This is a genomic window from Oleisolibacter albus (genome assembly GCF_003336875.1).
GTDB lineage: Bacteria > Pseudomonadota > Alphaproteobacteria > Azospirillales > Azospirillaceae > Niveispirillum > Niveispirillum album.
In genome coordinates this window covers 552,427-577,053 of sequence record NZ_QGNJ01000001.1, presented here as the reverse complement: position 1 = coordinate 577,053, position 24,627 = coordinate 552,427, and the positions used below count along the sequence as shown (strand labels likewise).

23 protein-coding genes and 1 pseudogene are annotated in these 24,627 nt (G+C 67.9%); 8 read left to right on the top strand and 16 right to left on the bottom strand.

Features of this window, described 5'->3' with window-relative positions:
* Positions 1-12 precede the first annotated feature (12 nt).
* The 9 genes and pseudogenes from DK368_RS02740 to DK368_RS02730 form a co-directional block, all read right to left on the bottom strand.
* Positions 13-1,407 (bottom strand): MBOAT family O-acyltransferase, encoded by a 1,395-nt coding sequence (locus DK368_RS02740; protein WP_114391994.1) that lies wholly within the window; start codon positions 1,405-1,407, stop codon positions 13-15.
* A 3-nt stretch (positions 1,408-1,410) separates the two neighbouring features.
* Complete coding sequence (locus DK368_RS02735; protein WP_155524450.1) at positions 1,411-2,412, bottom strand: SGNH/GDSL hydrolase family protein; 1,002 nt, start codon at positions 2,410-2,412, stop codon at positions 1,411-1,413.
* 192 nt (positions 2,413-2,604) lie between these two features.
* Positions 2,605-2,760: a hypothetical protein gene (locus DK368_RS21225; RefSeq protein WP_155524449.1), complete on the bottom strand. Its 156-nt coding sequence runs from the start codon at positions 2,758-2,760 to the stop codon at positions 2,605-2,607.
* A 316-nt stretch (positions 2,761-3,076) separates the two neighbouring features.
* Positions 3,077-3,211 carry a hypothetical protein gene (locus tag DK368_RS22215; protein ID WP_275668461.1) on the bottom strand — a complete coding sequence of 45 codons (135 nt, stop codon included), beginning with the start codon at positions 3,209-3,211 and terminating at the stop codon, positions 3,077-3,079.
* 106 nt (positions 3,212-3,317) lie between these two features.
* Entirely contained in the window at positions 3,318-3,473 is a 156-nt protein-coding gene (locus DK368_RS21220; RefSeq protein WP_155524448.1) for a hypothetical protein, read from the bottom strand.
* A gap of 316 nt (positions 3,474-3,789) precedes the next feature.
* A pseudogene (locus tag DK368_RS22210) lies at positions 3,790-3,924 on the bottom strand (hypothetical protein); the annotation flags it as partial.
* 107 nt (positions 3,925-4,031) lie between these two features.
* Positions 4,032-4,187, bottom strand: a complete 156-nt coding sequence (locus tag DK368_RS21215) for a hypothetical protein (protein ID WP_155524447.1) — start codon at positions 4,185-4,187, stop codon at positions 4,032-4,034.
* A gap of 159 nt (positions 4,188-4,346) precedes the next feature.
* Complete coding sequence (locus tag DK368_RS21210) at positions 4,347-4,502, bottom strand: hypothetical protein (RefSeq protein ID WP_155524446.1); 156 nt, start codon at positions 4,500-4,502, stop codon at positions 4,347-4,349.
* A 115-nt stretch (positions 4,503-4,617) separates the two neighbouring features.
* Positions 4,618-8,403, bottom strand: coding sequence for a vitamin B12-dependent ribonucleotide reductase (locus DK368_RS02730; RefSeq protein WP_114391992.1), 3,786 nt, complete (start codon positions 8,401-8,403; stop codon positions 4,618-4,620).
* A gap of 450 nt (positions 8,404-8,853) precedes the next feature.
* Between DK368_RS02730 and DK368_RS02725 the strand changes: the two genes are divergently transcribed.
* Positions 8,854-9,903 carry a lysylphosphatidylglycerol synthase domain-containing protein gene (locus DK368_RS02725; protein WP_114391991.1) on the top strand — a complete coding sequence of 350 codons (1,050 nt, stop codon included), beginning with the start codon at positions 8,854-8,856 and terminating at the stop codon, positions 9,901-9,903.
* A 49-nt stretch (positions 9,904-9,952) separates the two neighbouring features.
* Here DK368_RS02725 and DK368_RS21205 read toward each other — a convergent pair whose 3' ends face one another.
* Positions 9,953-10,858, bottom strand: a complete 906-nt coding sequence (locus tag DK368_RS21205; RefSeq protein WP_162305831.1) for a hypothetical protein — start codon at positions 10,856-10,858, stop codon at positions 9,953-9,955.
* 112 nt (positions 10,859-10,970) lie between these two features.
* Between DK368_RS21205 and DK368_RS02715 the strand changes: the two genes are divergently transcribed.
* The 5 genes from DK368_RS02715 (at position 10,971) to DK368_RS02695 (ending at position 14,913) form a co-directional block, all read left to right on the top strand.
* On the top strand, positions 10,971-12,182 hold the full coding sequence (locus DK368_RS02715) for a hypothetical protein (protein WP_114391989.1): 1,212 nt from the start codon (positions 10,971-10,973) through the stop codon (positions 12,180-12,182).
* Positions 12,183-12,402: 220 nt separating this feature from the next.
* Positions 12,403-12,795, top strand: a complete 393-nt coding sequence (locus tag DK368_RS02710; RefSeq protein ID WP_114391988.1) for an NADH:ubiquinone oxidoreductase subunit NDUFA12 — start codon at positions 12,403-12,405, stop codon at positions 12,793-12,795.
* Positions 12,796-12,965: 170 nt separating this feature from the next.
* Positions 12,966-13,511, top strand: coding sequence for an outer membrane lipid asymmetry maintenance protein MlaD (gene mlaD, locus DK368_RS02705; protein ID WP_114391987.1), 546 nt, complete (start codon positions 12,966-12,968; stop codon positions 13,509-13,511).
* A 1-nt stretch (position 13,512) separates the two neighbouring features.
* Positions 13,513-14,298: a class I SAM-dependent methyltransferase gene (locus tag DK368_RS02700; RefSeq protein WP_114392097.1), complete on the top strand. Its 786-nt coding sequence runs from the start codon at positions 13,513-13,515 to the stop codon at positions 14,296-14,298.
* A gap of 87 nt (positions 14,299-14,385) precedes the next feature.
* On the top strand, positions 14,386-14,913 hold the full coding sequence (locus DK368_RS02695) for a DUF2155 domain-containing protein (RefSeq protein ID WP_240002303.1): 528 nt from the start codon (positions 14,386-14,388) through the stop codon (positions 14,911-14,913).
* Here DK368_RS02695 and aat read toward each other — a convergent pair.
* Positions 14,847-15,500 carry a leucyl/phenylalanyl-tRNA--protein transferase gene (gene aat / locus DK368_RS02690; RefSeq protein WP_114391986.1) on the bottom strand — a complete coding sequence of 218 codons (654 nt, stop codon included), beginning with the start codon at positions 15,498-15,500 and terminating at the stop codon, positions 14,847-14,849. The two genes, DK368_RS02695 and aat, sit on opposite strands and share 67 nt — an antisense overlap.
* 225 nt (positions 15,501-15,725) lie before the next feature.
* On the opposite strand from aat, the gene DK368_RS02685 reads away from it, so the two are divergent.
* Entirely contained in the window at positions 15,726-17,795 is a 2,070-nt protein-coding gene (locus tag DK368_RS02685) for a methyl-accepting chemotaxis protein (RefSeq protein ID WP_114391985.1), read from the top strand.
* A 306-nt stretch (positions 17,796-18,101) separates the two neighbouring features.
* Here DK368_RS02685 and accC read toward each other — a convergent pair whose 3' ends face one another.
* The 4 genes from accC to DK368_RS02665 all read right to left on the bottom strand — a co-directional run bounded on the left by accC (position 18,102) and on the right by DK368_RS02665 (position 21,353).
* Positions 18,102-19,457, bottom strand: a complete 1,356-nt coding sequence (gene accC, locus DK368_RS02680; RefSeq protein WP_114392095.1) for an acetyl-CoA carboxylase biotin carboxylase subunit — start codon at positions 19,455-19,457, stop codon at positions 18,102-18,104.
* Between the two features lie 5 nt (positions 19,458-19,462).
* On the bottom strand, positions 19,463-19,930 hold the full coding sequence (accB, locus tag DK368_RS02675; protein ID WP_114391984.1) for an acetyl-CoA carboxylase biotin carboxyl carrier protein: 468 nt from the start codon (positions 19,928-19,930) through the stop codon (positions 19,463-19,465).
* A gap of 35 nt (positions 19,931-19,965) precedes the next feature.
* The gene (gene aroQ, locus DK368_RS02670) at positions 19,966-20,424 is read right to left on the bottom strand and encodes a type II 3-dehydroquinate dehydratase (protein ID WP_114391983.1); all 459 of its coding nucleotides are present in this window, start codon (positions 20,422-20,424) and stop codon (positions 19,966-19,968) included.
* Positions 20,425-20,546: 122 nt separating this feature from the next.
* On the bottom strand, positions 20,547-21,353 hold the full coding sequence (locus DK368_RS02665) for a DsbA family protein (protein ID WP_240002302.1): 807 nt from the start codon (positions 21,351-21,353) through the stop codon (positions 20,547-20,549).
* A 293-nt stretch (positions 21,354-21,646) separates the two neighbouring features.
* On the opposite strand from DK368_RS02665, the gene DK368_RS02660 reads away from it, so the two are divergent.
* Positions 21,647-23,206, top strand: a complete 1,560-nt coding sequence (locus DK368_RS02660) for a DUF3369 domain-containing protein (protein WP_114391981.1) — start codon at positions 21,647-21,649, stop codon at positions 23,204-23,206.
* A gap of 10 nt (positions 23,207-23,216) precedes the next feature.
* Here DK368_RS02660 and DK368_RS02655 read toward each other — a convergent pair whose 3' ends face one another.
* Entirely contained in the window at positions 23,217-24,566 is a 1,350-nt protein-coding gene (locus tag DK368_RS02655) for a M48 family metalloprotease (protein ID WP_240002301.1), read from the bottom strand.
* Positions 24,567-24,627: the final 61 nt, after the last annotated feature.

Below are 24,627 nucleotides of genomic sequence, written 5' to 3'. Positions count from 1 at the left end.
CCGCCGCCGGCCCTAGAAATCGAAATAGATGAACTGCGCCGTGGTCTCCGGCCCCAGGCTGGCGGCCAGGAGAACCGCCAGTGCCGCCAGCGCGATGACCACGGGTCCGCCCGCCCCGCGGGCCCAGCCGGCCAGCCGGCGATGATCGTCCCAGGCGTGCGCGGCCAGATAGAACGGGACCAGCAGGCATTCGAACGGCATATGTGCGACCAGCGACGGCAGGTCACCCCAGCCATTGCCGCCCAGCAATGCCCGGAACAGGCCAACGGCGGTGTCCAGGTCGGGGGCGCGGAACAGGATGAAGGTCAGCAGAAGCAGGTGAAAGGTCAGCACGATCCGGATCGCCCGGCGCCAGCCGCGCGCCGGATGGCGCCGCTTGGTCCAGATTTCCGGCAGCGTGGCCAGCCCGTTGACCAGGCCGAACAGCAGGAAGGTCCAGCCGGCGCCGTGCCACAGTCCGCTGAGTGTCATGGTGATGACGATGTTGCGGGCCAGCGTCAGGGGCGAGGCGCGACGGCTTCCCAGCGGGAAGAAGACATAGTCGCGGAACCAGTGCGACAGCGTGATATGCCAGCGCCGCCAGAAGTCCCCGACGGACTGGGCGGCATAGGGATGATTGAAATTGACCGGGAGGCGCACCCCGAAGAGCAGGGCCAGTCCGATGGCCATGTCGGTGTAGCCGCTGAAGTCGCAGTAGATCTGCCCGGCGAAGGCATAATAGGCGAGCAGGCTGCTGGCCGCGGTCGCCGACGCCGGGTCGGCATAGACGGGGTTCACCAGCAGGGCCAGATTGTCGGCGATGACCACCTTCTTCACCAGCCCCAGACAGAACACCAGCACGGCCGGCCGCAGGGCGGCGGCGGTGACCGCCAGTCCCTGCCCCAGCTGGGGGATCAGCTCATGCGGGCGCAGGATGGGGCCGGCGATGAGGTGCGGGAAGAACAGCACATACCCGGCCAGCCGTGACAGGGGCGCCGCCGGGGAGCGCCGCCGGGCGACATCGACGAGATAGGCGATCAGGGTGAAGGTGATGAAGGAGATCCCAAGCGGCAGCAGGATCGAGACGTCCGTGGCCGGTGGGGTCAGCCCCAGGCCCCGCAGCAAAGGCGCCAGAAGCCCTGTCAGCAGGAAATGGGTGTATTTGAAGAAGATCAGGGGCAGCAGCAGCAGGACCACCCCCAGACGCAGTCGCCAGCGGGCGTCGGGTGCCGCCGCCACCCAGAGGGTCAGCAGATGGGTGGCTCCGCACAGCAGCAGGGGCAGGGGCGCGTAGGCCCAGTTCCAATAGCCGTAGAAGACGGCGCTGCCGACGATCATCACCCCCAGGCGCCAGCCGGCAGGCACGGCGAGATGGACCGTGAGATAAAGGGCGAGGAAAACCGCGAACGGCCAGGTGTGGAACAGCACAGCCTAGTCCTGTGCGGCCAGGGCGGGATAGAGCAGGTCCATGATGCGCCGGACGGCGCCCGCATTGGGATGGGGGTCGGTCGGGCTGAGCAGCATCTGGACCGCATCCCCCCCGGCGAAGGCGGGATAGAGGGGGATGAACCGGAACCCATGATCCTCGGCCAGCCGGCGGAACTGGTCGTCGACGAAGAGCATCTCCGGATAGGCCGCCAGATTGATCAGGTCCGGGACCAGGGCCACCGTGACGGACACGCCGTTGCTGCGGGCATAGGTGGCCAGCCGGTCAAATTCCTGCGCCAGAACCCGCGTGCCGGGCGCATCCGGGCCATCGTAAAGGACGTGCCTGGCTGCGAGAACCTCGTCCCGGCCTTGTGGTTCGGTCAGACGGGCGATCCGGCCATAAATCTTTCCGGCCAGGCGGCTGTTGTGCAGAATCCAGCTGGTGATGGGCGTGTCCAAGGGACGTCCGTCCAGTGGCGTGGCCAGAACAAGGATGTCGGTGGGCGCCAGCGGGGCCAGCTTCGCCAGGAAATATTCGATGCTGGCCTGGGCGGTGAAGCCGGGCACCCCGGCATTGAGAACCTCCACCGCGGCACCGGCGGAGGCTGTCCTGTCGGCGGCGAAGCGCCGGGTCAGTCCGGCGGAGAGGGTGTCGTCCTCGGCAAGGCCCAGGCCCTGCGCGATGGAATTGCCGATGAGAAGGATCCGGCGTTGGCCCGGAGCCGGCCTGGGCTGCACCGGTCCGCCGCGCAGGGCCCATTCATTGGTCCGGTAGGCGATCGATCGAAAGACAAAAGACCGATCCGGGGCGTGGGCACGTCCCCACAGCGGAGAGAAGCCGGTCTCCATCATGGCGTCGGCATAGACGTTGAAATCCTGCTGGCCTCTCAGCTTCAGCCGCAGCAGCCCCTCCGCCAGCAGAGCGACGGCCAGCAAGAGCAGGGTGGTGAGGAGGACGGCGCGGCCCGCCCTCCAAACCGTGTTGGACGGAAGTGTTGCGGTCATCGGTGACGAACCTGGGGCGGAGTCTGTCCGCGGCATCATGAAGAGGCTCCGCATTGTCCGAAGCCGGATAGAAACCTTCGCCGGATGCCGATCATGTGGAATCGGCGCGCCCCATGCGGTGTGCCGCCTCCCGGCGACACGGCCCGCACAGTCCTGACCGTCCGGGCCGGAGCAGCCTGGCTGCCAGCCTGATCAGCTGAGAGTCGACCCGTCGTTGAGGGTGGCCATCTGCATCGCGGTTTCGCTGATGTCAACGGTGCGCAGGACCGGTGCGCGCCAGTCCGGGCGTGCCGGGGACACGGTTTCTGCGGCGGCTTCCACCATCACGTCGCTGGATTCATCAACCATCGGGGATCGTCCTCATGTCGCGTCGAAAAGCGTGCCGTGTTGAAACGGCAGGACAGACGATACGGCAAAAAGAGATACCTCCAAAAGGCATATTTCTGCGTTGGTGAAGAGAATCCCGGTCGGACTGTCGCTTCGCCGCGGCCCGGCGTCCTGACGGGGACCCCGCCGGAAAGCCGGAGCGCAGACACCATAGGTCGGGGTCAGGCGACGCCGCACCCCGACGACATGGATCCCCGGCCGTGTTTTGTCGGGCTTCGCTGCGCTCAGCGCCGCCCGACGGATCCCCAACCCTATAGCGGTTCAGCGAACTGCTGCCTCAACTGCAGCCTGTCGTCGACCCGCAGGTGCCGCACTTCAGGCAGGTGCCGTTGCGGACCAGGGTCATGGTCTGGCATTTGGGGCAGGGGTCGCCCTCATAGCCCTTGGCCCGCGCCTCGCGGATCTTGTCCATCCGCTGGCCGGCCCGGTGGTCGTGGCGGTGATGCCCAGGCCCCACCGCTGCACCATACCCCTCTCCCTGATGCTGGACCATCGTTCGCGGCCGGGTACTGAACCGGTCAGCTCATAATACCATTATCCGGGGCAGGGTTCAGACCATCGGCGGTTTCGCTGATGTCAACGGTGCGCAGGACCGGTGCGCGCCAGTCCGGGCGTGCCGGGGACACGGTTTCTGCGGCGGCTTCCACCATCACGTCGCTGGATTCATCAACCATCGGGGATCGTCCTCATGTCGCGTCGAAAAGCGTGCCGTGTTGAAACGGCAGGACAGACGATACGGCAAAAAGAGATACCTCCAAAAGGCATATTTCTGCGTTGGTGAAGAGAATCCCGGTCGGACTGTCGCTTCGCCGCGGCCCGGCGTCCTGACGGGGACCCCGCCGGAAAGCCGGAGCGCAGACACCATAGGTCGGGGTCAGGCGACGCCGCACCCCGACGACATGGATCCCCGGCCGTGTTTTGTCGGGCTTCGCTGCGCTCAGCGCCGCCCGACGGATCCCCAACCCTATAGCGGTTCAGCGAACTGCTGCCTCAACTGCAGCCTGTCGTCGACCCGCAGGTGCCGCACTTCAGGCAGGTGCCGTTGCGGACCAGGGTCATGGTCTGGCATTCGGGGCAGGGGTCGCCCTCATAGCCCTTGGCCCGCGCCTCGCGGATCTTGTCCATCCGCTGGCCGGCCCGGTGGTCGTGGCGGTGATGCCCAGGCCCCACCGCTGCACCATATCCCTATCCCTGATGCTGGACCATCGTTCAGCGGCCGGGTACTGAACCGGTCAGCTCGTAACCAAAGCATCCAAGGCAGGGTCCGGACCTATGGCGGTTTCGCTGATGTCAACGGTGCGCAGGACCGGTGCGCGCCAGTCCGGGCGTGCCGGGGACACGGTTTCTGCGGCGGCTTCCACCATCACGTCGCTGGATTCATCAACCATCGGGGGTCGTCCTCATGTCGCGTCGAAAAGCGTGCCGTGTTGAAGCGGCAGGACGGACGATACGGCAAAAAGAGGTACACCCAAAAGGCATATTTCTGCGCTGGTGAAGAGAATCCCGCCGGGAAGCCGGATCGCAGCAGCATTACCGCGAGAGGGCGATCAGCTGGCCAGACCCCCGTCCGGACCGGAGCCGGGGTTGGCGGCGGTTTCGCTGATGTCAACGATGCGCAGGACTGGCATACGCCAGTCCCGGCGTGCCGGGGACACGGTTTCCGTGGCGGCTTCCACCATCGCGTCGCTGGATTCATAAACCATCGGGGATCGTCCTCATGACTTGTGGAAAAGAGCGCCCTGTTCGAGCCGGCTGAACGGACGATACAGGAAGGAGAGCTACCCACAAAGGTGTATTGCTGCGCTGCGGCAGCCCTCCTCAACTGCAGCCTGTCGTCGACCCGCAGGTGTCGCACTTCAGGCAGGTGCCGTTGCGGACCAGGGTCATGTTCTGGCATTCGGGGCAGGGGTCGCCCTCATAGCCCTTGGCCCGCGCCTCGCGGATCTTGTCCATCCGCTGGCCGGCCCGGTGGTCGTGGCGGTGATGCCCGCCGCCGCCCTGCGTCGTCACCGTGGTGGCGGCCCCGGCGGCGAAGGCGACGCCATGGTCGGTGCCGGTGGCGGCGAAGGCCGTCGTCGTCGTGGTCTGCACGCCGCCGGCCGCGCTGCGGCTGGCCCCGCTGCTGGCCCCGCTGCTGGTGGACTGGCCGCCCGGCAGCACCCGCAGGTTGGAGCGGACATAGCCGGTGGAGGCGATGCGGGCCACGGCGGCCAGCGTTTCCTGGCTGACCTGCATGGCCATCTCGGGCAGCTGCTGCTGGCTGGAGATGGCGGCCTGGTGCTCGCCCCGGCCCATGGCGTCGGGCACCATGTCGTCCGGCGTGGCGTGGGCCAGGTCGGTGCGGCCGAGATAGGAGATGGCCAGTTCGCGGAACACATAGTCCAGGATCGAGGTCGCCATCTTGATGGCGTCGTTGCCCTGGACCATGCCGCTGGGCTCGAAGCGGGTGAAGGTGAAGGCCTCCACATACTCCTCCAGCGGCACGCCGTACTGCAGGCCCAGCGACACGGCGATGGCGAAGTTGTTCATCATCGAGCGGAAGGCGGCGCCTTCCTTGTGCATGTCGATGAAGATCTCGCCGATGCGGCCATCCTCATACTCGCCGGTGCGCAGATAGACCTTGTGACCGCCGACCGAGGCCTTCTGCGTATAGCCCTTGCGCCGGTGCGGCAGCTTCTCGCGCTCGTGGCTGCGCACCACCTTCTCGACCACGCGCTCGACGATGCGCTCGGTCACCTGCACGGCGCGGGCGGCGGCCGGGGCCTCGATGATGCGCTCCAGCGCTGTCGCCTCCTCGTCGGTCAGCTCCTCCTCGTCCTCCTCCAGAACCTGGGCGTTGAGGGGCTGGGACAGCTTGGACCCGTCACGGTAGAGGGCGTTGGCCTTGGTGCCCAGCTTCCAGGACAGCAGATAGGCGTCCTTGCACGCCTCGACGCTGGCATGGTTGGGCATGTTGATGGTCTTGGAGATGGCGCCGGAGATGAAGGGCTGCGCCGCCGCCATCATGCGGATATGCGCCTCGGTGGAAAGGTAGCGCTTGCCGGTCTTGCCGCAGGGGCTGGCGCAGTCGAACACCGGCAGATGTTCGTCCTTCAGGCCCGGCGCGCCCTCAAGGGTCATGGCGCCGCAGACATGGGTGTTGGCGGCCTCGATCTCGGCCTTGCTGAAGCCCAGGAAGGCCAGCAGGTCGAAGCTGTAATCGTCCAGCATCGGGGCGGGGACGCCCAGCGTCCCGGTGCAGAACGACTCGCCCAGCGTCCATTTGTTGAAGGCGAACTTGATATCGAAGGCGCTGGCGAGGCCGGCCTCCAGGGCGGTGATCTGCGCGTCGCCGAAGCCCTTGGCCCGCAGGCTGTCATGGTTGACGCCCGGCGCGCCGGCCAGGGTGCCGTGGCCCACGGCATAGCGCTCGATGCGGGCGATCTGCGCGTCGCTGTAGCCCAGGCGGCTCAGCGCCTCCGGCACAACGCGGTTGATGATCTTGAAATAGCCGCCGCCGGCCAGCTTCTTGAACTTCACCAGGGCGAAGTCCGGCTCGATGCCGGTGGTGTCGCAATCCATGACCAGGCCGATGGTGCCGGTGGGGGCGACCACGGTGGCCTGGGCGTTGCGGAAGCCGTGCTGCTCGCCCAGGCTCAAGGCCCGGTCCCAGGCCCGGCGGGCCGCAGCGATCAGGGCCGGATCGGGGCAGTCGGCTGCCTTCAGGGCCACCGGGGTCACCGACAGGGCCTCGTAGCCCGCGGTTTCGCCATAGGCGGCGCGGCGGTGGTTGCGGATGACCCGCAGCATGGGCTCGCGGTTGGGAGCGAAGCCGGGGAACGGCCCCAGCTCCTCCGCCATCTCGGCCGAGGTGGCATAGGCGACACCGGTCATGATGGCGCTGATGGCGCCACAGATGGAACGGCCCGTGTCGCTGTCATAGGGGATGCCCGCCGCCATCAGCAGACCGCCGATATTGGCGAAGCCCAGGCCCAGCGTGCGGTACTGGTAGGAGAGCTGCGCGATCTCCCGCGAGGGGAACTGCGCCATCAGCACGCTGACCTCCAGCACCACCGTCCACAGGCGGCAGGCATGCTCGAAGGCCTCGGTGTCGACGCTGCCGTCGGCGCGGCGGAACTCCATGAGGTTCAGGGACGCCAGATTGCAGGCCGTGTCGTCCAGGAACATGTATTCCGAGCACGGGTTGCTGGCGTTGATGCGGCCGGAGGCCGGGCAGGTGTGCCAGTCATTGACGGTCGTGTCGAACTGCACGCCGGGATCGGCCGACTGCCAGGCGGCATAGGCGATCTTGTCCCACAGGGCGCGGGCCTTCAGTGTCTTGTACACCTTGCCGTCGGTGCGGCGGATCAGGGGCCAGTCGCCATCCTGCTCCACGGCCTTCAGGAAGGCGTCGGGCACGCGCACGGAATTGTTGGAGTTCTGGCCGGAGACGGTCAGATAGGCTTCCGAATCCCAGTCGGTGTCGAAGACCCTGACGTCGAACTCGGTATAGCCCTGGCCGGCCAGCTGGATGGCGCGCTGGACATAATTCTCCGGCACCATGGCCTTGCGGGCGGCCAGGATGGCGCGCTTCAGGGCGCGGTTCTTGGCCGGGTCCAGCCGGTCGGCGTCGGGACCGAAGCCCTCGGTACAGGCGGCGATGATCTGGCCCAGATGCTTGCGCACCGTCTTCGAGCCGGTGACCAGGGCGGCGACCTTCTGTTCCTCGGTCACCTTCCAGTCGATATAGGCCTCGATATCGGGGTGGTCGAGATCGACCGTCACCATCTTGGCGGCGCGGCGGGTGGTGCCACCGGACTTGATGGCGCCGGCGGCGCGGTCGCCGATCTTCAGGAACGACATCAGGCCGGAGGACTTGCCGCCGCCGGATAGCTTCTCGCCCTCGCCGCGCAGGCGGGAGAAGTTGGTTCCGGTGCCGGAGCCGTACTTGAACAGGCGCGCCTCGCGCACCCACAGATCCATGATCCCGCCCTCATTGACCAGATCGTCGCTGACGGACTGGATGAAGCAGGCATGGGGCTGGGGATGTTCATAGGCCGAGTCGGACTTCACCAGCGTGCCGGTCTTGAAGTCCACATAGAAATGGCCCTGGCTGGGGCCGTCGATGCCATAGGCCCAGTGGATGCCGGTGTTGAACCATTGCGGGCTGTTCGGCGCCGCCATCTGGCGGGCCAGCATGAAGCGCAGCTCGTCGTAATAGGCGCGGGCGTCCGACTCGCGGTCGAAATAGCCACCCTTCCAGCCCCAATAGGCCCAGGTCCCGGCCAGCCGGTCGAACACCTGCCGGGCCGAGGTCTCGGCGCCGTAACGCTGTTCCGCGGGCAGGGCGGCCAGCGCCGCCTCGTCCGCCACATGGCGCCAGAGGAAGGAGGGGACCGTATTCTCTTCCACCGGCGTCAGCACGGCGGGCACGCCGGCCTTGCGGAAGTATTTCTGGGCCAGGATATCGCAGGCCACCTGCGACCAGTCGGCGGGCACCTCCACATCCTTGGCCTGGAACACCACGGACCCATCGGGATTGCGGATCTCGCTGGACGTGGTCCGGAAGGCGATCCCGCTGTAGGCGTCCTGACCCTCGGTCGTGAAACGGCGCTCGATCCGCATGGTCCCCTCTGCATGGCCTGGAATCTGGCGGCCGTGCCGGCAGAGCGCCGGGACAACGGCCGAGGGGGCAGTCCGGCGCACCCGCCGATGGCGGGGGCAATGCCTGCCTCCCTAGATGCTGTGGAGAACAGAGGCTAGGCCACCGCGTTACGGGCAGCAACGAGATTTTGTTGTCGCATCCTTCCGACATACGAGGGCTAGTAGGTGCCCGCGGTCCGAGTCGCGGCAGGAGTCACGCCGGGTCCAGCGGTTGCTCCCCGCCGCCGGGGTCGGGGGCCGCAAAACCGGGGAAGCGGAATCTTCGGCGCCGGTCGCTGGAGCCGTCATCGGCGGACGTATCCGCCGACCGGCCGGAGCGGGCGGGCCGTCACATGCGGGGTTTTCAAGTCCGGGGAACGATGGCAGGGTGCGCGGGCCGGGCGTCCGCGCCCTTCGAGTGCCGAACGGTCCATGCATTCCCCTCTTGATTCCCTGCCCACGCCTCCCGAGTCCTGCCCACCGCCGGAGGCCGGGCCGGAGGGGAAGTCCCCCCGTCTGCGCACCTGGTCGAGTCTGGGAACCGTGCTGTTCCTGGTGCTGCTGCTGGCTGTCGCCGTCAACCACATCATGCAGGAGGTGGATTTCGGTGATGTCTGGGCCTATCTGGACGCGCTGCCCCTCTATAAGGTGCTGGAGGCGCTGGGCCTGACGGCGTTGGGCTATGTGGTGCTGACGCTCTACGACGTGTCGGCCCTGCGCTATCTCAAGATCCGGGTTCCCTATCCCACCACGGCCCTGGCCAGCTTCGCCGGCTATGCCATCTCCAACAATGTCGGGTTTGCCGTCATCAGCGGTGCCGGCGTGCGGTTCCGCATCTATACCGAAGCCGGGCTGACGGCGGCGGACATCGCCAAGGTGGTAGTGTTCTCCACCACCACCTTCACCCTGGGCATCGGCTTCACCGGTTCCATCGGCGTGCTGCTGGGGCCGCATCCGGTGGCGGCGGTGCTGGCGCTGCCGGACACGCTGGTGCAGCTGGTGGCCGGGGCCACGCTGGCCGGTCTCAGCCTCGTCTGCCTGCTGACCGCCATCACCCACCGCCCGGTGAAGCTGTGGCGCTGGTCGTTCCAGACCCCCTCCGGCCGCATCGTCCTGGCCCAGATCATCATCGCCTCGGTGGAGATCCTGATCTCCGGCAGTGCCCTCTGGCTGCTGCTGCCGCAGAACCACGGGGCCAGCTTCTTCGAGTTCATCGGCATCTATTGCGCCGCCCTGTCGCTGGGCATCCTCAGCCATGTGCCCGGCGGCATCGGCGTGTTCGAGACCATCATGCTGCTGGGCCTGTCGGCCCAGGGGTCGGCCGGCGGCGTGCTGGGCGCCCTGCTGGCCTTCCGCGTGGTCTATTATGTTCTGCCGCTGTTCGTGGCCGGCGGCATGCTGGCCCTGTACGAGATCCGCATGCACAAGGGCCGTGTCGGCCGGCTGTGGGACCGGCTGACGGGCCGGGGGCCGGGCCCCTGAGCATCATGATGGCGCCTGTCCGGGCGCCTGTGCGCCAGCCCCTGTGCCATCATTTTCCGTCCGGAGCGGGATCATCCGGGGCGGGGTCATACGGGGCGCGGATGGCGGGCAGGGTGGTATGGGACGAGGAGCGCTCGGGCAATTCCTTGATCGCCCATTTGCCCCACCCCTTCACCATGACGTAAGACAGGCTCTGGTCGGAGGCTTGGCGGACCTGGAGGACCGCTTCTTGGGTCCGTGCGGTCCGGGCCGGAACGGTGACGCCTCCGAACACCCGAAGGGGAAAGGTCATCGGCTCGGCCGGCGGTCCGCCCGATGCGCTCAGGGCGGAATAGAAGCTGCGCCGGTAGAGGGGATCCTCGCCATCATAGCCGATGGTCTGGTCGATCCGGACATAGCCATCCTGGACACCGGCGAAGACCAGTTCAACCGCTGTCGGCGCCGAACTCAGCGCGACCTTCTGGGGGGTGTAAGGCAGCGGCACGCGCAGCTTCGTTTCCGGGCCGAGTTGGACCACGATCGCGGTCCGGTAATCCTCCGGGGCCGCATAATAGGTTTCAAACCGCCTGTCATTATCGGCATCCCGGAAGCAGGCCGCCTTCGGCATTCTCCCGACGAGAGGGTCCTCGAAAGCCGATGACTCCGTGCAGTAATACTGATTGCCGGACTGGATTGCGGACACCAGCTTTGTGCCTTGCGGCACCTGCACCTTCAGGACAAGGCCCCCCCCTTCTTCAAGGTCTGCATTTGTCAGTGCCCCATCCTCCGTGCCCGGCGAGGTTTCCCGGTAGAGCACGGCTCCCTTGGCTGCCCGATATTCCGTGTTGAGGGCATGTGAGGTTGTGATGTCAAGGTCGGGGATGACACTCATGGGCGCCATCGGGGGAATGTTGGCGCAGGCTGTGGCCAGCAGCGCGGCGGTGAGCGAGGGCAGGCGGCGGAACGCGGACATCATCGACTCGCACGGGAAGAACCGGGGATGGATTGCCCCAGTTTGGTTGCAGTGGTCGGAGTATCCGCATAGACTTGCGGCCGATCAAGCATATCTCCCTGGAGTTTTTTCAATCGTGCGTGTCCGCCATTCCTTTCTCCGCTGGATTGCTCTGGTCTGGTTGTCTCTGTTTCTTTGCCGTCCCGCCGCAGCAGAGGAGATTCCGCCGCCGTTTGAGCCGGAGGATGAGGCGACCTGGTTCGCCTGCGATGGCATTGAGCGTCCCGCGGACCGGGCGCTGATGGCGGGCCTGAAGCTGGCCATCCTGCCGCTCACGGCCCTCAATGGCGACCGGCCGCCGCAGCTTGACACCGTCAAGGGAATCGCACGCGGGGATCGCGGCATCGAAGCCTGCCACGCCGCACTGCAGGACCCCCGCTCACGCCAGTACCCGGACCGGCGCACGATCCAGTTCGTCGCTCTCGCCGCCCACACGCTGGAAAGCGCCCTGTCCGGCGATGCGGGCTTCACGGAGGTCGCCGAGGTCGTGGCCGCCTGGGAGGCCGACAATGCCGATGTTCCCCGCAAGGCGGGGCTGGAGTGGATGGCGCGGCCCCTGATGGACATCCTGTCAGGTGTCGCTCTGGCGGAGGCGGGCGACCCGCGCGGCTCGGCGCGTCTGGCCGCGGCCGCGGCATCCCGTCCCGCAAACCGGGATCTTGTCGGCTTTGCTGCCCTGGCCAGCCTGTCGAAGCGCGTGGACCCGGAGGTCCGCCGGCAGATCTGGTGGTCCTATGCGCGCATGAACCGGACGGTCATGCCACACGCCCGCGGCCTGCAGCAGGCGACGACTTTCCCTTTCCTGCCTGATCGCCGCCGCTTCGCGGGAATCCTGCTCCCCGGCCTTTATTTTCATCTTCCCATGCTGGTCCGTGCGGATCAGGTCTCGCCCTATGGTGCCAAGGCGCCCTTGTCCGATGAGGGGTATGAGGCGACCACCACCGGCGACCGCATCCAGATCGTCTATATGACCGATTCCGGGATGCCGACCTGGAGCCTGGAAATGGCGGTGTTCCGCGCCGCGGAATTGGCCGGGCAGGCTGGGGCGAGCCATATTGTCATCGAGTCGGTCAGACAGACGCAGAAGGTGCGCTCAACCCCGACAACGTCGGTCATAACGGCTTATGCCACGCACGTCGTGATCCGGCTGCTTCCGGGCGGTCCGCCCGCGGACTCGGCGGATCTGACGGAGCGGGCCATTGCGGTGGGGCCGATTCTCGAGGTTCTGTCCGCCGCCTTTCCCGCGGCGCTCAAGAAGCCCGCCAAGGAGAAACCGGCACGGGGCTGACCGGGACGCAATCCCAACACACCGGCCCCACGCACCGGCCCCACGCACCGGCCCCACACACCGGCCCCACACACCGGCAAGGCAGTGGACGGAAGCCCACCGGCAATGCCATAGTCCCGTCGCTCGCCGGATCGGATTGCCGATCCGGTTCCGCTCATTTCGTGTTCACAGCAGGGGTGGTTTCGGCCGCCCCGCCGGAAACGGTCCAGAACGGACGGTCATGAAGCAAAAGATCTCCTTCGTCACCTGGATGGCGAACCTGCACATCAACTTCTTCACCCTGCGCAACGGCGTGCTGGTGGGGACGGACAAGGCCGGCAACCGGTACTATACGGAGAAGTCGCCGCGGAAGGGTGCCAAGCGCGTCCGCCGCTGGGTCATCTACAATGGTGAGCCCGAGGCGTCGAAGGTGCCGCCGGAATGGCATGGCTGGCTGCACCACACGGTGAACGAGCCGCTGCCGGAGAACAGCCCGTTCCACAGGCCGTGGCAGAAGGAACATCAGCCGAACCTGACGGGTACGCTGCAGGCCTACCGGCCCTCCGGCCATGTGTTCGAAGGCAGCCAGCGCGCCCGTGCCACCGGCGATTACGAGCCCTGGACTCCCTCCTGAGCCAGGGCTGGCAGCAGGCCATGCCGGACGGTATGCGCCGGCCTCCGGGTCGGCCTCCGTGCCGGGGCCGCTTCCGCGGTGTCCCGCTGTGATGGCCCCCCTTGCGCTGGGCGGTTGCGCCCGCCATTTCCGTTTCCAGTTCCCGACCGTTACCGATTGGATCTTTTGAGATGCGCAGGAATGTGATCGAAACCGTCCTCGGCGCCGTTGTGCTGGCGGTGGCTGGCCTGTTCCTGTTCTTCGCCTACACCACCAGCCATGTGCGCGCGGTGAGCGGCTATACGGTCGAGGCGCGGTTCAGCAGCACCGGCGGGCTCAATGCCGGATCGGACGTGCGCATCAGCGGCGTCAAGGTCGGCACGGTGACCCAGCAGTTCCTGGACCCGCAGAGCTTCCAGGCCGTCATCCGCATGCAGATCGACCAGTCGGTGCAGCTGCCGGTCGATACCTCGGCCTCCATCGCCAGCGAGAGCCTGCTGGGCGGCCGCTTCGTGGCGTTGCAGCCCGGCGGCGAGGAGGAAAAGCTGAAGGACGGCGGCCGCATCGAATACACCCAGTCCGCCGTCAATCTCGAAGACCTTCTGGGCCGCTTCATCTTCAACGCGAGCAGCGGCGGCAGTGCCTCCGGCGGCCAGCAGGGGGCGCCGCAGCAGGGATCTGCCCCGGCGGCGGGACAGACCGGTGCCGCGCCCGGCGGCCTGCTGGGAGGCCAGTGACATGGGGGCCGGCGGCGCGGACCCGCGGCCGGCGCAGAGCTGGGACGCGGCCCGCTACGCCCGCGACTGCGGCTTCGTGGCCGACCATGGCCGCGCCGTGCTGGACTGGCTCGACGTCCAGGCCGGTGAACGCATCCTCGATCTCGGCTGCGGCGACGGAACCCTGACGGCGGAACTCGCCGCCCGCGGCGCCCAGGTCCTGGGTGTCGATGCCGATGCCAGCATGGTCGAGGCCACCCGTGCCCGCGGGCTGGAGGCGCGCCAGGCCAGTGGCGAGGCGCTGCCGCTGGAGCTGAGCTACAATGGCGGCTTCGATGCCGTCTTTTCCAACGCCGCCCTGCACTGGATGCCCGATGCCGATCTGGTGGCGGCGGGTGTGTACCGGACCCTGCGACCCGGCGGACGCTTCGTCGCGGAAATGGGCGGACAGGGCAATGTGGAGGCCGTGCGCCACGCCCTGATCGACGGGCTCGACCGGCGCGGGCTGGACGGGGCCGCCGCCGACCCCTGGTTCTTTCCCAGCATCGGCGATTATGCCAGCCGGCTGGAGCAGGCCGGGTTCCGCGTGGAGGCCTGCCTGCTGTTCCCGCGGCCGACGCCGGTGGCAGCCGGCCTGCGTGCCTGGCTGGAGACGTTTGCCGGCTCCTTCCTGGCCCTGCTGCCCGAGGATGAGCGCGGCCCCTATCTGGACGAGGTGGCTGCGGATCTGGCCCCCACCTGCACCGCGCCGGACGGGAGCGTGACCCTGGACTATGTCCGGCTGCGCTTCCGGGCCGTGAAGCCATGATGCTGCCGGAATGCCGGATCAGGATGGCGGGACGGATGGCCGCCACGGGGACCGGCCGCGACGCCGGTCGAAGGGAGTTCCATTGCAATGAGCGCTGAAGCGCAGGGGCGGGCCGCACGGTCGCCGCTGTCGACCCTGCTGGCTGTCGCCGGCGGTCTTCTTCTGATGATCCCCGGGACGGCGCCGGCCCAGGACGCGGCTCCCCCGGCGCCGGCCGCCGCCGGAGAGATGGTCCCGCCGAGCGCCCGGCCGGAGGCGCCACCGGCGCCGGAGCGGCAGTTCGACGACATGGCCGTGGCCGAGTTGCAGGGGCTGGACAAGATCACCGCCCGCATCTCCTCCTTCACCGTGCCGGTGGGGCAGACCGGGCGCTTCGGCCAGCTTCAGGTGACGGTGCGCGCCTGCAAGAAGGCGCCGCCCATCGATCCGCCGGAATCGGCTGCCTTCCTGGAGATCACCGAACTGCGTCCCGACGAGGGGCCGGCGGCCGTGTTCCGCGGCTGGATGTTCGCGTCCAGCCCCGCCGTCTCGGCCATGGACCACCCGGTCTATGATGTCTGGGTCGTGGACTGTAAAAGCGCCGCCACCAGATCGTCCTCGCCCAAGGCCGGATAGAAGGTCGCCTCGGCGCGGACGGCCGCGGCCAGCTGGACCCGGTAGCGGTGGCGCGGAATCTCGGTGGCGCCGAACTGGGTCAGGTGACGGGTGACGAACTGGGTGTCCAGCAGCCGGTAGCCGCCGGCCCGCAGCCGGGCCACCAGATGCACCAGCGCCACCTTGCTGGCGTCGCTGGTGCGGGAGAACATGCTCTCTCCGAAGAAGGCTCCGCCCAGGGCCACCCCGTACAGGCCGCCGACCAGGGTCCCGGACTGCCAGCATTCTACCGAATGGGCGTGGCCCAGCCGGTGCAGCGCCGTATAGGCCTCCAGGATCTCGGCATTGATCCAGGTGCTTTCGCGGCCGGGGGCCGGGGCGCCGCAGGCCTGCATGACCGCCGGAAAGTCGCTGTCGATCCGCACCTCGAACGGGGTCTGCCGCATGGTGCGGCGCAGCCGGCGCGGCACATGGAACCCGTCCAGCGGCAGGATGCCGCGCCAGGGCGGGTCGAACCATAGTAGTTCGGTGCTTTCGGCGCTTTCCGCCATGGGAAAAACACCGGCCGCATAGGCGCGCAGCAGCAACTCGGGCGTCAGCGTGAGCATTGCGGGTTGTGTCTCGCGGGGCAGTACATCGCCAAGTGCTAACAGATACGGTCTGCCAGACAAGCTGTCATAAAAACTTCGCACCGTCGCGGCATGACTGTCGCAATCCTGCCTTATCTAAGGAACCGGTGGCACGGGCCTATGCCCATGCCTGCGGTAAATGTGTGTGTACGCATTATTATCCCGGTGAACGACCGGCCTGCCCCCAGCGAAGCGGATGGACCGATGACAGACTTCAGCCTCCCGGCCGATGCCGACCTTTCCGTGCCGGCAGATCGGGCGACAGCGGCGGGTGGTGGTGGGCCGTCCACGCTGGAGCGCCGGGTGGGCGACTGGCTGGCGCAGCTTTCCATCGTCACCCGCATCGGCCTGCTGGTGGGGGCGGCCCTGGTGACCGTGCTGCTGGTGGCCGGCCTGTTCCTGCTGGGCAATGCCCGCAAGGATGCGGCCACCGGGCAGATGGCGGCCCTGTCGGGGCTGGCGGAACGGGCGGCCGACCTGGACCGTCATGCCATGGCCCTTGAACTGCATATCGGCCGCCTGTTGCGCGACCGCGATGCCGACGCCGGGGACCGGTTCCGCGGCACGCTGGCGGACCTGCGCACGACGGCGGCCGCCATCGCCGCCGACCCGGCCGCCGCGGCCATGCGCGACACGGTCACCGGCATCGATGCCCGTCTGACAGAGGTGGCGACCCGCTTCGATACGCTGGTGGACCGGCTGCGTACCGTCGGCTTCGCCGATACCGACGGGCTGCGCGGCCGCATGCTGGCGGCATCGGGGGCGGTGGAGGCCGAGCTGAAGGCCTGGCCGATGGATCTGGCCGCGCCGCTCTTCATCGCCATGGCGGAGATGCGCACGGCCGACCGTGCCCTGCTGCAGACCGGCGATCAGAAATATCTGGGCCTGCACCGCAAGGCCTACAACGAGTTCAATTTCCAGCTGCCCCAGTCGAAGCTGGACGACACCAGCAAGGAGAAGCTGACCACGCTGGTTGCCAGCTACCGTCAGGAGACCGTGGCCCTGGCCGGCGCCATGGAGGAGATGGCCAAGCAGGTGGCGGCCTTCAACGCCGTGTTCACCGAGCTGCCGCGGCTGGTGGACGGTCTGTTCGTCTTCACCCGCCAGGGGCTGGAGCAGGCCAAGGCCGACGAGGCCGCCATCACCGGCGGCACCCGGCGCATGACGCTGCTGGTGGGTGGCCTGCTGGTAGCCCTGTTCTGTGCCCTGTCGCTGCTGCTGGTGCGCTCCATCACCCATCCGCTGTCGGAGATCGAGGGGGCCATGGACCAGCTGGCCCGCGGTGAGCGCCTGTCCTTCATCCCCGGCACCCACCGCCGCGATGAGATCGGCGACATGGCCCGCGCCATCGACGTGTTCCGCGCCAACGCCGAGGAGATGGACCGCTTGAAGGCCGAGGAGCAGGCGCGGGAGCGGCTGCACAAGCAGCAGTTCGCCGACCGTCTGTCCGGCCTGTCCGGCGCCATCGAGCGGGAGATCAGCAGCACCGTCACCGGCGTGCTGGACGAGGCCGGGGCCATCAAGGACCTGGCCGGCCAGATGAACGAGGCTGCCCGCCGCACCGGCGAGCAGAGCCGCGGCGTCGCCGACGCGGCCGAGGGCGCCACCGGCGCCGTGCAGACCGTGGCCGCTGCCACCGAGCAGCTCGCCGCCAGTTCGCGCGAGATCGGGCGCCAGGTGTCCGACGTGGCCGATATGGTGCATGAGGCCGTGCGCAAGGGCGAGACGACGCGGGCCGTGGTGGCACGGCTGTCCGATGTGGCCGACAGCATCAGCCGCGCGGCCGAGCTGATCGGCACCATCGCCGGCCAGACCAACCTGCTGGCCCTCAACGCCACCATCGAGGCGGCCCGCGCCGGCGAGGCGGGGCGCGGCTTCGCCGTCGTGGCGTCGGAAGTCAAGAATCTGTCGACACAGACCGGCAAGGCCACCGAGGAGATTTCCGCCCAGATCACGGCGGTGCAGCAGGCCACCCGCCAGGTGGTGGCCGATATCGGCGAGCTTCAGGGTGTCATCGCCCGCATCGACGATATCGCCGGTGCCATCGCCAGCGCCGTCACCCAGCAGGGCGCCGCCACCGAGAGCATCAGCCAGAGTGCCGCCAGTGCGGCCAGCGGCACCACCGAGGTGTCGGATCGCATCGGCACCGTGGCCCGCGACGCCGGCTCCACCCGCACCCTGGCCGACGACCTGGACCGCAAGGCGGCCGAGGTGACGGATCGGGTGCGCCATCTGCGCCAGCGGCTGATGGGAATCCTGGACAGCGCCGCCTGATCCGCTGACGGGGCGGGCGCGTTCGGCGCCGTGCCGGACGGGCCGCCTGATTTGTGCGACCGCAGGTCCGGCACCCGGAACCTCCCTGGTCTTCGGCAGCCATGCCGTGGGGGAGGCCGTGGGGGAGCATGCCATGGGGGAGGATGTGCCACCCCGGACCGCGGGCAGCGCCCGGCTGGACACGGACGGCACAGAAAAGGACCCGGCCGGGCGGCGCGGGTCCTTTCAGTGATCCGATCTGCGCGGCAGTCCGATCGGGCGGGTCCGCCGGCCCGGGGGGCCGGCGGCGTCAGCAGCGAAGGCGGCTTACTGGCCGCGCTTCATCCACTGTTCCATCCATTTGATGTCGTACTGGCCGTTGATGAAATCCGGCTCGGCGATGATGCGCTTATGCAGCGCGATGGAGGTGTCGACGCCTTCGATGACGAACTCTTCCAGCGCCCGGCGCAGCCGCATCAGGCACTCGTTGCGCGAGTTGCCCGACACGATCAGCTTGGCGATCATGCTGTCGTAATAGGGCGGCACGCGGTAGCCGTCATAGAGGGCGCTGTCCACGCGCACGCCAAGACCGCCCGGCACATGGTAGCGGGTGATCCGGCCCGGCGAGGGCAGGAAGGTCTCCGGGTTCTCGGCGTTGATGCGGCACTCGATGGAATGGCCGTGGAAGCGCACATCGGCCTGGCTGAAGCCCAGCGGGGCGCCGGTGGCCACCCGGATCTGCTCGCGCACCAGATCCACCCCCGTGATCATCTCGGTGATGGTGTGCTCGATCTGCAGGCGGGTGTTCATCTCGATGAAGTAGAAGTTCCCGTCCTCGTACAGGAACTCCATGGTGCCGACGCCGCGATACCCCAGCAGCTTGGCCGTGCGGGCCGCCATAGTGCCGACGCGCTCACGCTGTTCGGCGTTCAGGGCCGGGGAGGGGGCCTCCTCCACCACCTTCTGGTGGCGGCGCTGGATCGAGCAGTCGCGCTCGCCGAAATGCACCACGTTGCCGTGATGGTCCCCCAGCAGCTGGATCTCGATATGGCGCGGATTGGCCAGATACTTTTCGAGATAGACCTCGTCGTTGCCGAAGGCGGCCCGGGCCTCGCCGCGGGCCAGCTGATAGGCTTCCTTCAGCTCGTCGCGGTCCCAGGCCACCTTCATGCCCTTGCCGCCGCCGCCGGCCGCGGCCTTGATCAGCACGGGGTAGCCGATGCTGTCGGCCACGCTGGCCGCCGCCTCGTAGCTCTCCACCGGGCCGTCGGAGCCGGGCACGCAGGGCAGGCCCAGGCCGATCACCGTCTTCTTGGCGGTGACCTTGTCGCCCATGATGCGGATATGCTCCGGCGTCGGGCCGATCCAGGCGAAGCCGTGCTCGATCACCATCTCGGCGAACTGCGCGTTCTCGGCCATGAAGCCGATGCCGGGATGGATGGCGTCGGCGCCGGTGATGGTGGCGGCCGACAGGATCGCCGGAATGTTGAGATAGCTCTCCTTGGCCGAGGGCGGTCCGATGCACACGCTCTCGTCGGCAAGGCGCACATGCATGGCGTCGGCGTCGGCGGTGGAATGCACCGCCACGGTCTTGATGCCCATCTCGCGGCAGGCGCGGTGGATGCGCAACGCGATCTCACCGCGGTTGGCGATGAGGACCTTCTCGAAAAGCCCGTCCTGCATCAGCGTCACTCGATGATCATCAGGACTTCACCGAACTCGACAGGCTGGGCGTCCTTGACCAGGATGTCGGTGATCACGCCGCCCTTGGGCGCCTTGATCGGGTTCATGACCTTCATGGCCTCGATGATCATGACGGTCTGACCGGCCTTGACGGTGTCGCCGGGCTTCACGAAGGGCGCGGCGCCGGGCTCGGCCGCCGCATAGGCGGTGCCGACCATCGGGCTCTTCAGGGCGCCGGGGTGCTGGGCCGGATTGGCGGCCGCAGCCGGGGCGGCCGGAGCCGCCGCGGCCACCGGTGCCGCCATGGCTGCGGCCGGCATGGGCGCGTAGGCGACGGCAGGCGCCGGCGGGGCCGCGCGGCTGAGGCGGATGCGGCGCTCGCCTTCCGAATATTCCATCTCGGTCAGGCCGCTCTCCTCCAGGAGTTTGGCCATGGTGCGAACGAATTCCGCGTCCAGTTCGAAGCTCGCCATCGTCTTTTCAACCTTTTCCAAAGGCAGCGGTGCCGTCACGGCCGGCCGGACGCTTCGATCAGGCGGGCGACCGCCTGTAGCGCCAGTCCATAGCCATGCGAACCGAAGCCGCATATGACCCCCCGCGCGATCGTCGACACATAGGAATGGTGCCGGAACGCCTCGCGCCGGAAGATGTTGCTCAGATGCACCTCGACCACCGGCAGATCCACCGCCGCCAGCGCGTCCAGGATGGCAATCGATGTGTGGGTATAGGCCCCCGCATTCAGGATGATGGCGTCGTGTTCGCCCCGCGCCTCCTGAATCCAGGTCACCAGCTCGCCTTCATGGTTCGACTGGCGGAAATCGATGTCCAGCCCCAGGCGCGCCGCCTCGTCCTGGCACAGCCCTTCCACATCGTCCAGGGTCTCCCGACCATAGACATGCGGTTCCCGCGTGCCCAGCAGGTTGAGATTCGGCCCGTTGAGGATGAGCACGGAGGGCTGAATGGCCACGTAAGGGTACCCGGTCTGGTGACACCGAAAGCCGCGGCTTTATAGCATGGGTGTACGCCGGAGCAATGCCGGAGAGACAGGGGCACGGTTGCCGCCTGTCCCGGCCCCCCGGGCGGGCGGCATCAGCCGCCCTTCTTCGCGTCCTTGGATCCGTCCTTGCCCGCCCCCTCCTTGCCGGCATCGCGGGCCTGGGCGAACAGCTGCTTGAACTGGTCGGCCTGGATGGCACCGGGAACGATGGTGTCGCCGACGATGAAGCCCGGCGTGCCACGGATGCCCAGCTTCGGTCCCAGGTCGAGATTGGCCTGGATCTCCTTCTGGATGGCCGGGTCGCCCATATCGTCCTCCAGCTTCTTCACATCCAGCCCGACCCCCTTGGCGATCTCGCGGATGGTGTCGGTGTCCAGCTTGCCCTGATGCGTCATCAGGGCCGTGTGCATGGCCTCGTACTTGCCCTGGCGCTGGGCCGCCAGCGCCGCCTTGGCCGCCTCCATGGAGGAGGGGGCGAGGATGGGGAATTCCTTGTAGACCAGACGGACCTTGCCGTCCTTCTTCACCGCCTCGACCCGCTCGGGGTGGGTGCGTTTGCAGTAGCCGCAATTGTAGTCGAAGAATTCGACCAGCGTGACGTCGCCCTTGGGGTTGCCGCCCACCGGCGAGGTCGGGCTGTCGGTCAGGGCCTTGCGGTTGTCGGCCAGGGCATCGGCCTGGGCCTTGTCGCTGGCCGCCTGGTCCTTGGCCTCCAGCGCATGGATGGCCTCCAGGATGATCTCGGGATTCTTGACCAGCGTCTCCCGCACGATGGCTTCGACCGCGGCGCGGTCCAGCGGCTTCTCCTGGGCCAGGGCCGGCCGGGACAGGCCCGTCTGGGCGGTGGCGGCGGTCAGGATCAGGGCCAGGGCGGTGACGGGAGCGGGAAAACGACGCACGGCGGACATCCTCGAACAAGATCGGACAGGGGTGGAACAGGCCCGCAAGGTGCGCAGGAGCGGGCCGCCACGGCAACAGGAAACAGCGGCGGCGGCCATGGCGGCGGCGGGAACCTCCGGCCTCAGTGCAACCGATCCGAGAAACATCCTTGCCTCCCCGCGCGAGCTATGCGGAGATAGAATGGCAACGGAAGGGCGCAGCGGCCGTTGGATATCAGCATCGGGCCGGTTGACGGCTTTTTTGCGACAACACCGATCCGCGCCGCGCCCCTCAGCCAGTCCCGTGCAGGCCGATGAGCGATACAGACGATTTTCTGTTCCAGGACGATCCGCCGCCTTTGGATCTGACGCCCGCGGCCCGGCCGTGGCTGGTCCTGATCGTCGATGACGATCCCGAAGTGCATGCCATGACCCGGCTGGTGATGAAGAAGTTCACCTTCGCCGGGCGCCCGGTCCAGTTCCTGTCGGCCTATTCGGCCGAAGAGGCGATGGCCCTGCTGCGCGACGATCCCGGCATCGCCCTGATCCTGCTGGACGTGGTGATGGAGACGGAGGATGCCGGCCTGCGGCTGGTCCCCCGCATCCGTGAGGAGCTGAACAATGATGCCGTGCGCATCATCCTGCGCACCGGGCAGCCCGGCCAGGCGCCGGAAGACGCGGTCATCCACAGCTATGACATCAATGACTACAAGGCCAAGACCGAGCTGACGGCCCAGAAGCTGGGCACGGCCACGGCCGCGGCCCTGCGGTCCTACGAGCATATCCGCGCCCTGCAGCGGTCGCGCCGGGGCATGGAGCGCATCGTCGATGCCGCCTCGGTCCTGTTCACCCAGCGCTCCCTGGACGGATTTGCCGGGACCATCCTGCACGAGCTGGCCCGCGTCCTCGATCTGGCCGATGACGGGCTGGTCTGCGTCGCCCGCGGGCCGGCGCGGACCGAGGCACAGATCCTGGCCGGCACCGGCCGCCATGCCGGTGCCGCCGGCATGCCGTTGCGCGTGGCGGTCGACGGCACCCTGACCCAGGCGGTGCTGGATGCCCTGCGCGGCCGGCAGTCCGTCCAGGGCGACGGGTTCCTGGTGCAGGTGTTGACCATGGCCGACGGCCGCGACTGTGCCGTGTGCCTGCACACGGCCGGCCGCACGCTGGATGCGCTGGAGCAGCGGCTGATCGACGTGATGGCGGCCAAGATCACGGCCGGGTTCGAGAATCTCTATCTCTATGACCAGCTGCGCCGGGCCCACAAGGCCACGGTCATCGCCCTGGCGGGGCTGGCCGACCACAAGGATCCCGACGGCAGCGGCGACCAGGGTTTGCGTGTCTCCCGGCTGGTCAGCGAGACGGCGCTGGCCCTGCGGGCCGATCCGGCGCTGTCATCGCAGATCGACGACGGCTTCCTCGACCTCATCGCCATGGGCGCCATGGTCTATGACATCGGCATGGTGGCGGTGCCCGACCGCATCCGCTGGAAGCTGGGTCCCCTGGACGCCGATGAGCGCCATGAAATGCAGCACCATTGCGAGCGCGGCGCCGCGCTGCTGGAAAAGGCCTCGCGCCTGGTCCAGGGCAGCAACTATCTGTCCTTCGGGGCCGAGGTGGCCCGCTGCCATCAGGAACGCTGGGACGGCAGCGGCTATCCCGGCGGGCTGGCCGGCACCGATATCCCCCTGGCCGCCCGAATCGTGGCCGTGGTCGATGTGTTCGATGCCCTGACCCACCAGCGCAGCTGGCGCGAGCCGGAGCCCGTGCCCGAGGCGCTGAACTGGATCGAGGCGCAGGCCGGGACGCAGTTCGACCCGGCTGTCGTCCGCGCCTTCCTCAAGGTCATGGCCGACCGCCGTTTCCTGATGTGAGCGGCGGCGGCTATTCGCCCCGGTCCATGCCCACGCGGCTTTCCACCATGACGCGGATATCCTGGGCACGCAGCCATTCCGGCGAGCCGGCGGGCAGCATCTGCTCGGCCTTGTCCGCGTGGAACTTGGCGGCCCGGATATCACCGCGGGCCAACGCCTCCTCGGCGCGGGCATAGGCCAGCTGCGGCTGCATGTCGGCGCGGCTGTAGGCGCTGGACAGCAGCTGCCAGACGAAGGCCGAGCGGCGCTCCAGCCGGGCGGCCGCCTGCAGCGTCTGCACCGCCTCCGGCACCAGCCGGTCGTCCCCCACCTCCAGCAGCGCATGGCCCAGGGCCGAGCGGATCAGCCCGGCTTCCGGTGCCAGCTGCACGGACCGGCGGTAGGGCGGCACCGCCTCGGCGGCATGGCCGTTCTCGAACAGGATCTGGCCCTTCAGCTCCAGGAAATAGGGATTGTCGGGCTCCTGCTTGATCAGCCCGTCCACCAGCGGCAGGGATTCGGCGATGCGGCCCTTCTGGTACAGGGCGATGGCGCGGGCATAGCGGGCGGCGACCGCGGTGTCGTCGGCCGAGTAGCGCCGCAGGGCCAGATCCGGGCGCATGAAGCCCAGCAGCTTGGCCTTCATGCGGGCATGCATGTCGTAGAAGGCGGCCGGGAAGCTCTTGTTGTTGTTCTTCGACTCGTGCTCGACGAAGTTCTTGATGACCTCGACACGGTTGCGCGTCAGCGGGTGGGTGCGGACATATTCCACCTGCCGGCTTTCCGGCAGCAGCTCCTGCGAGGCCAGCTTCTGCATCATCGACAGCATGCCGGTGGCCGGCCAGCCCACGGCTTCCAGCGCATGCATGCCGAACTCGTCGGCCGAGCCTTCCTGCTGGCGCGAGAAGGAGAAGAAGCTGCGCATGGCGATCTCCTGCCCGCCGCCCATGACGCCCTGGGCCACGTCGCCGCGCCCGGCGCCGATGGCGGCGGCCAGACCCAGCAGCAAGGAGAGGGTGGCGATGGTGGAGGCGTTGGACATGGCGTCCCGGCTGCGGGCCAGATGCCCGCCGACGATATGGCCGGTCTCGTGGGCGATGACGCCGATCAGTTCCGGCATCTCCGTGTCCATCAGCAGGCCGGTATGGAAGAAGATGTTCTGGCCGCCGGAGACGAAGGCGTTCAGCGAATCGTCGTTGATCAGGGCGATGGTGACCGATTCCGGAACGATGCCGCCCTGCTGCCACAGGGGGGTGGCGTACTCGCGCAGGATATGTTCGATTTCCGTGTCGCGGATGAAACTGATGGACCGGGACTGGGCCAGGGCCGGCTGGACCGTCAGCACCAGGGACAGCACCCAGACGACTGCGATACCGGCCAACCGTTTCGGACCTGCAAACATGACGTCACCTTCTGGCGGCACTGCCCCGAGCGGGCAAGCT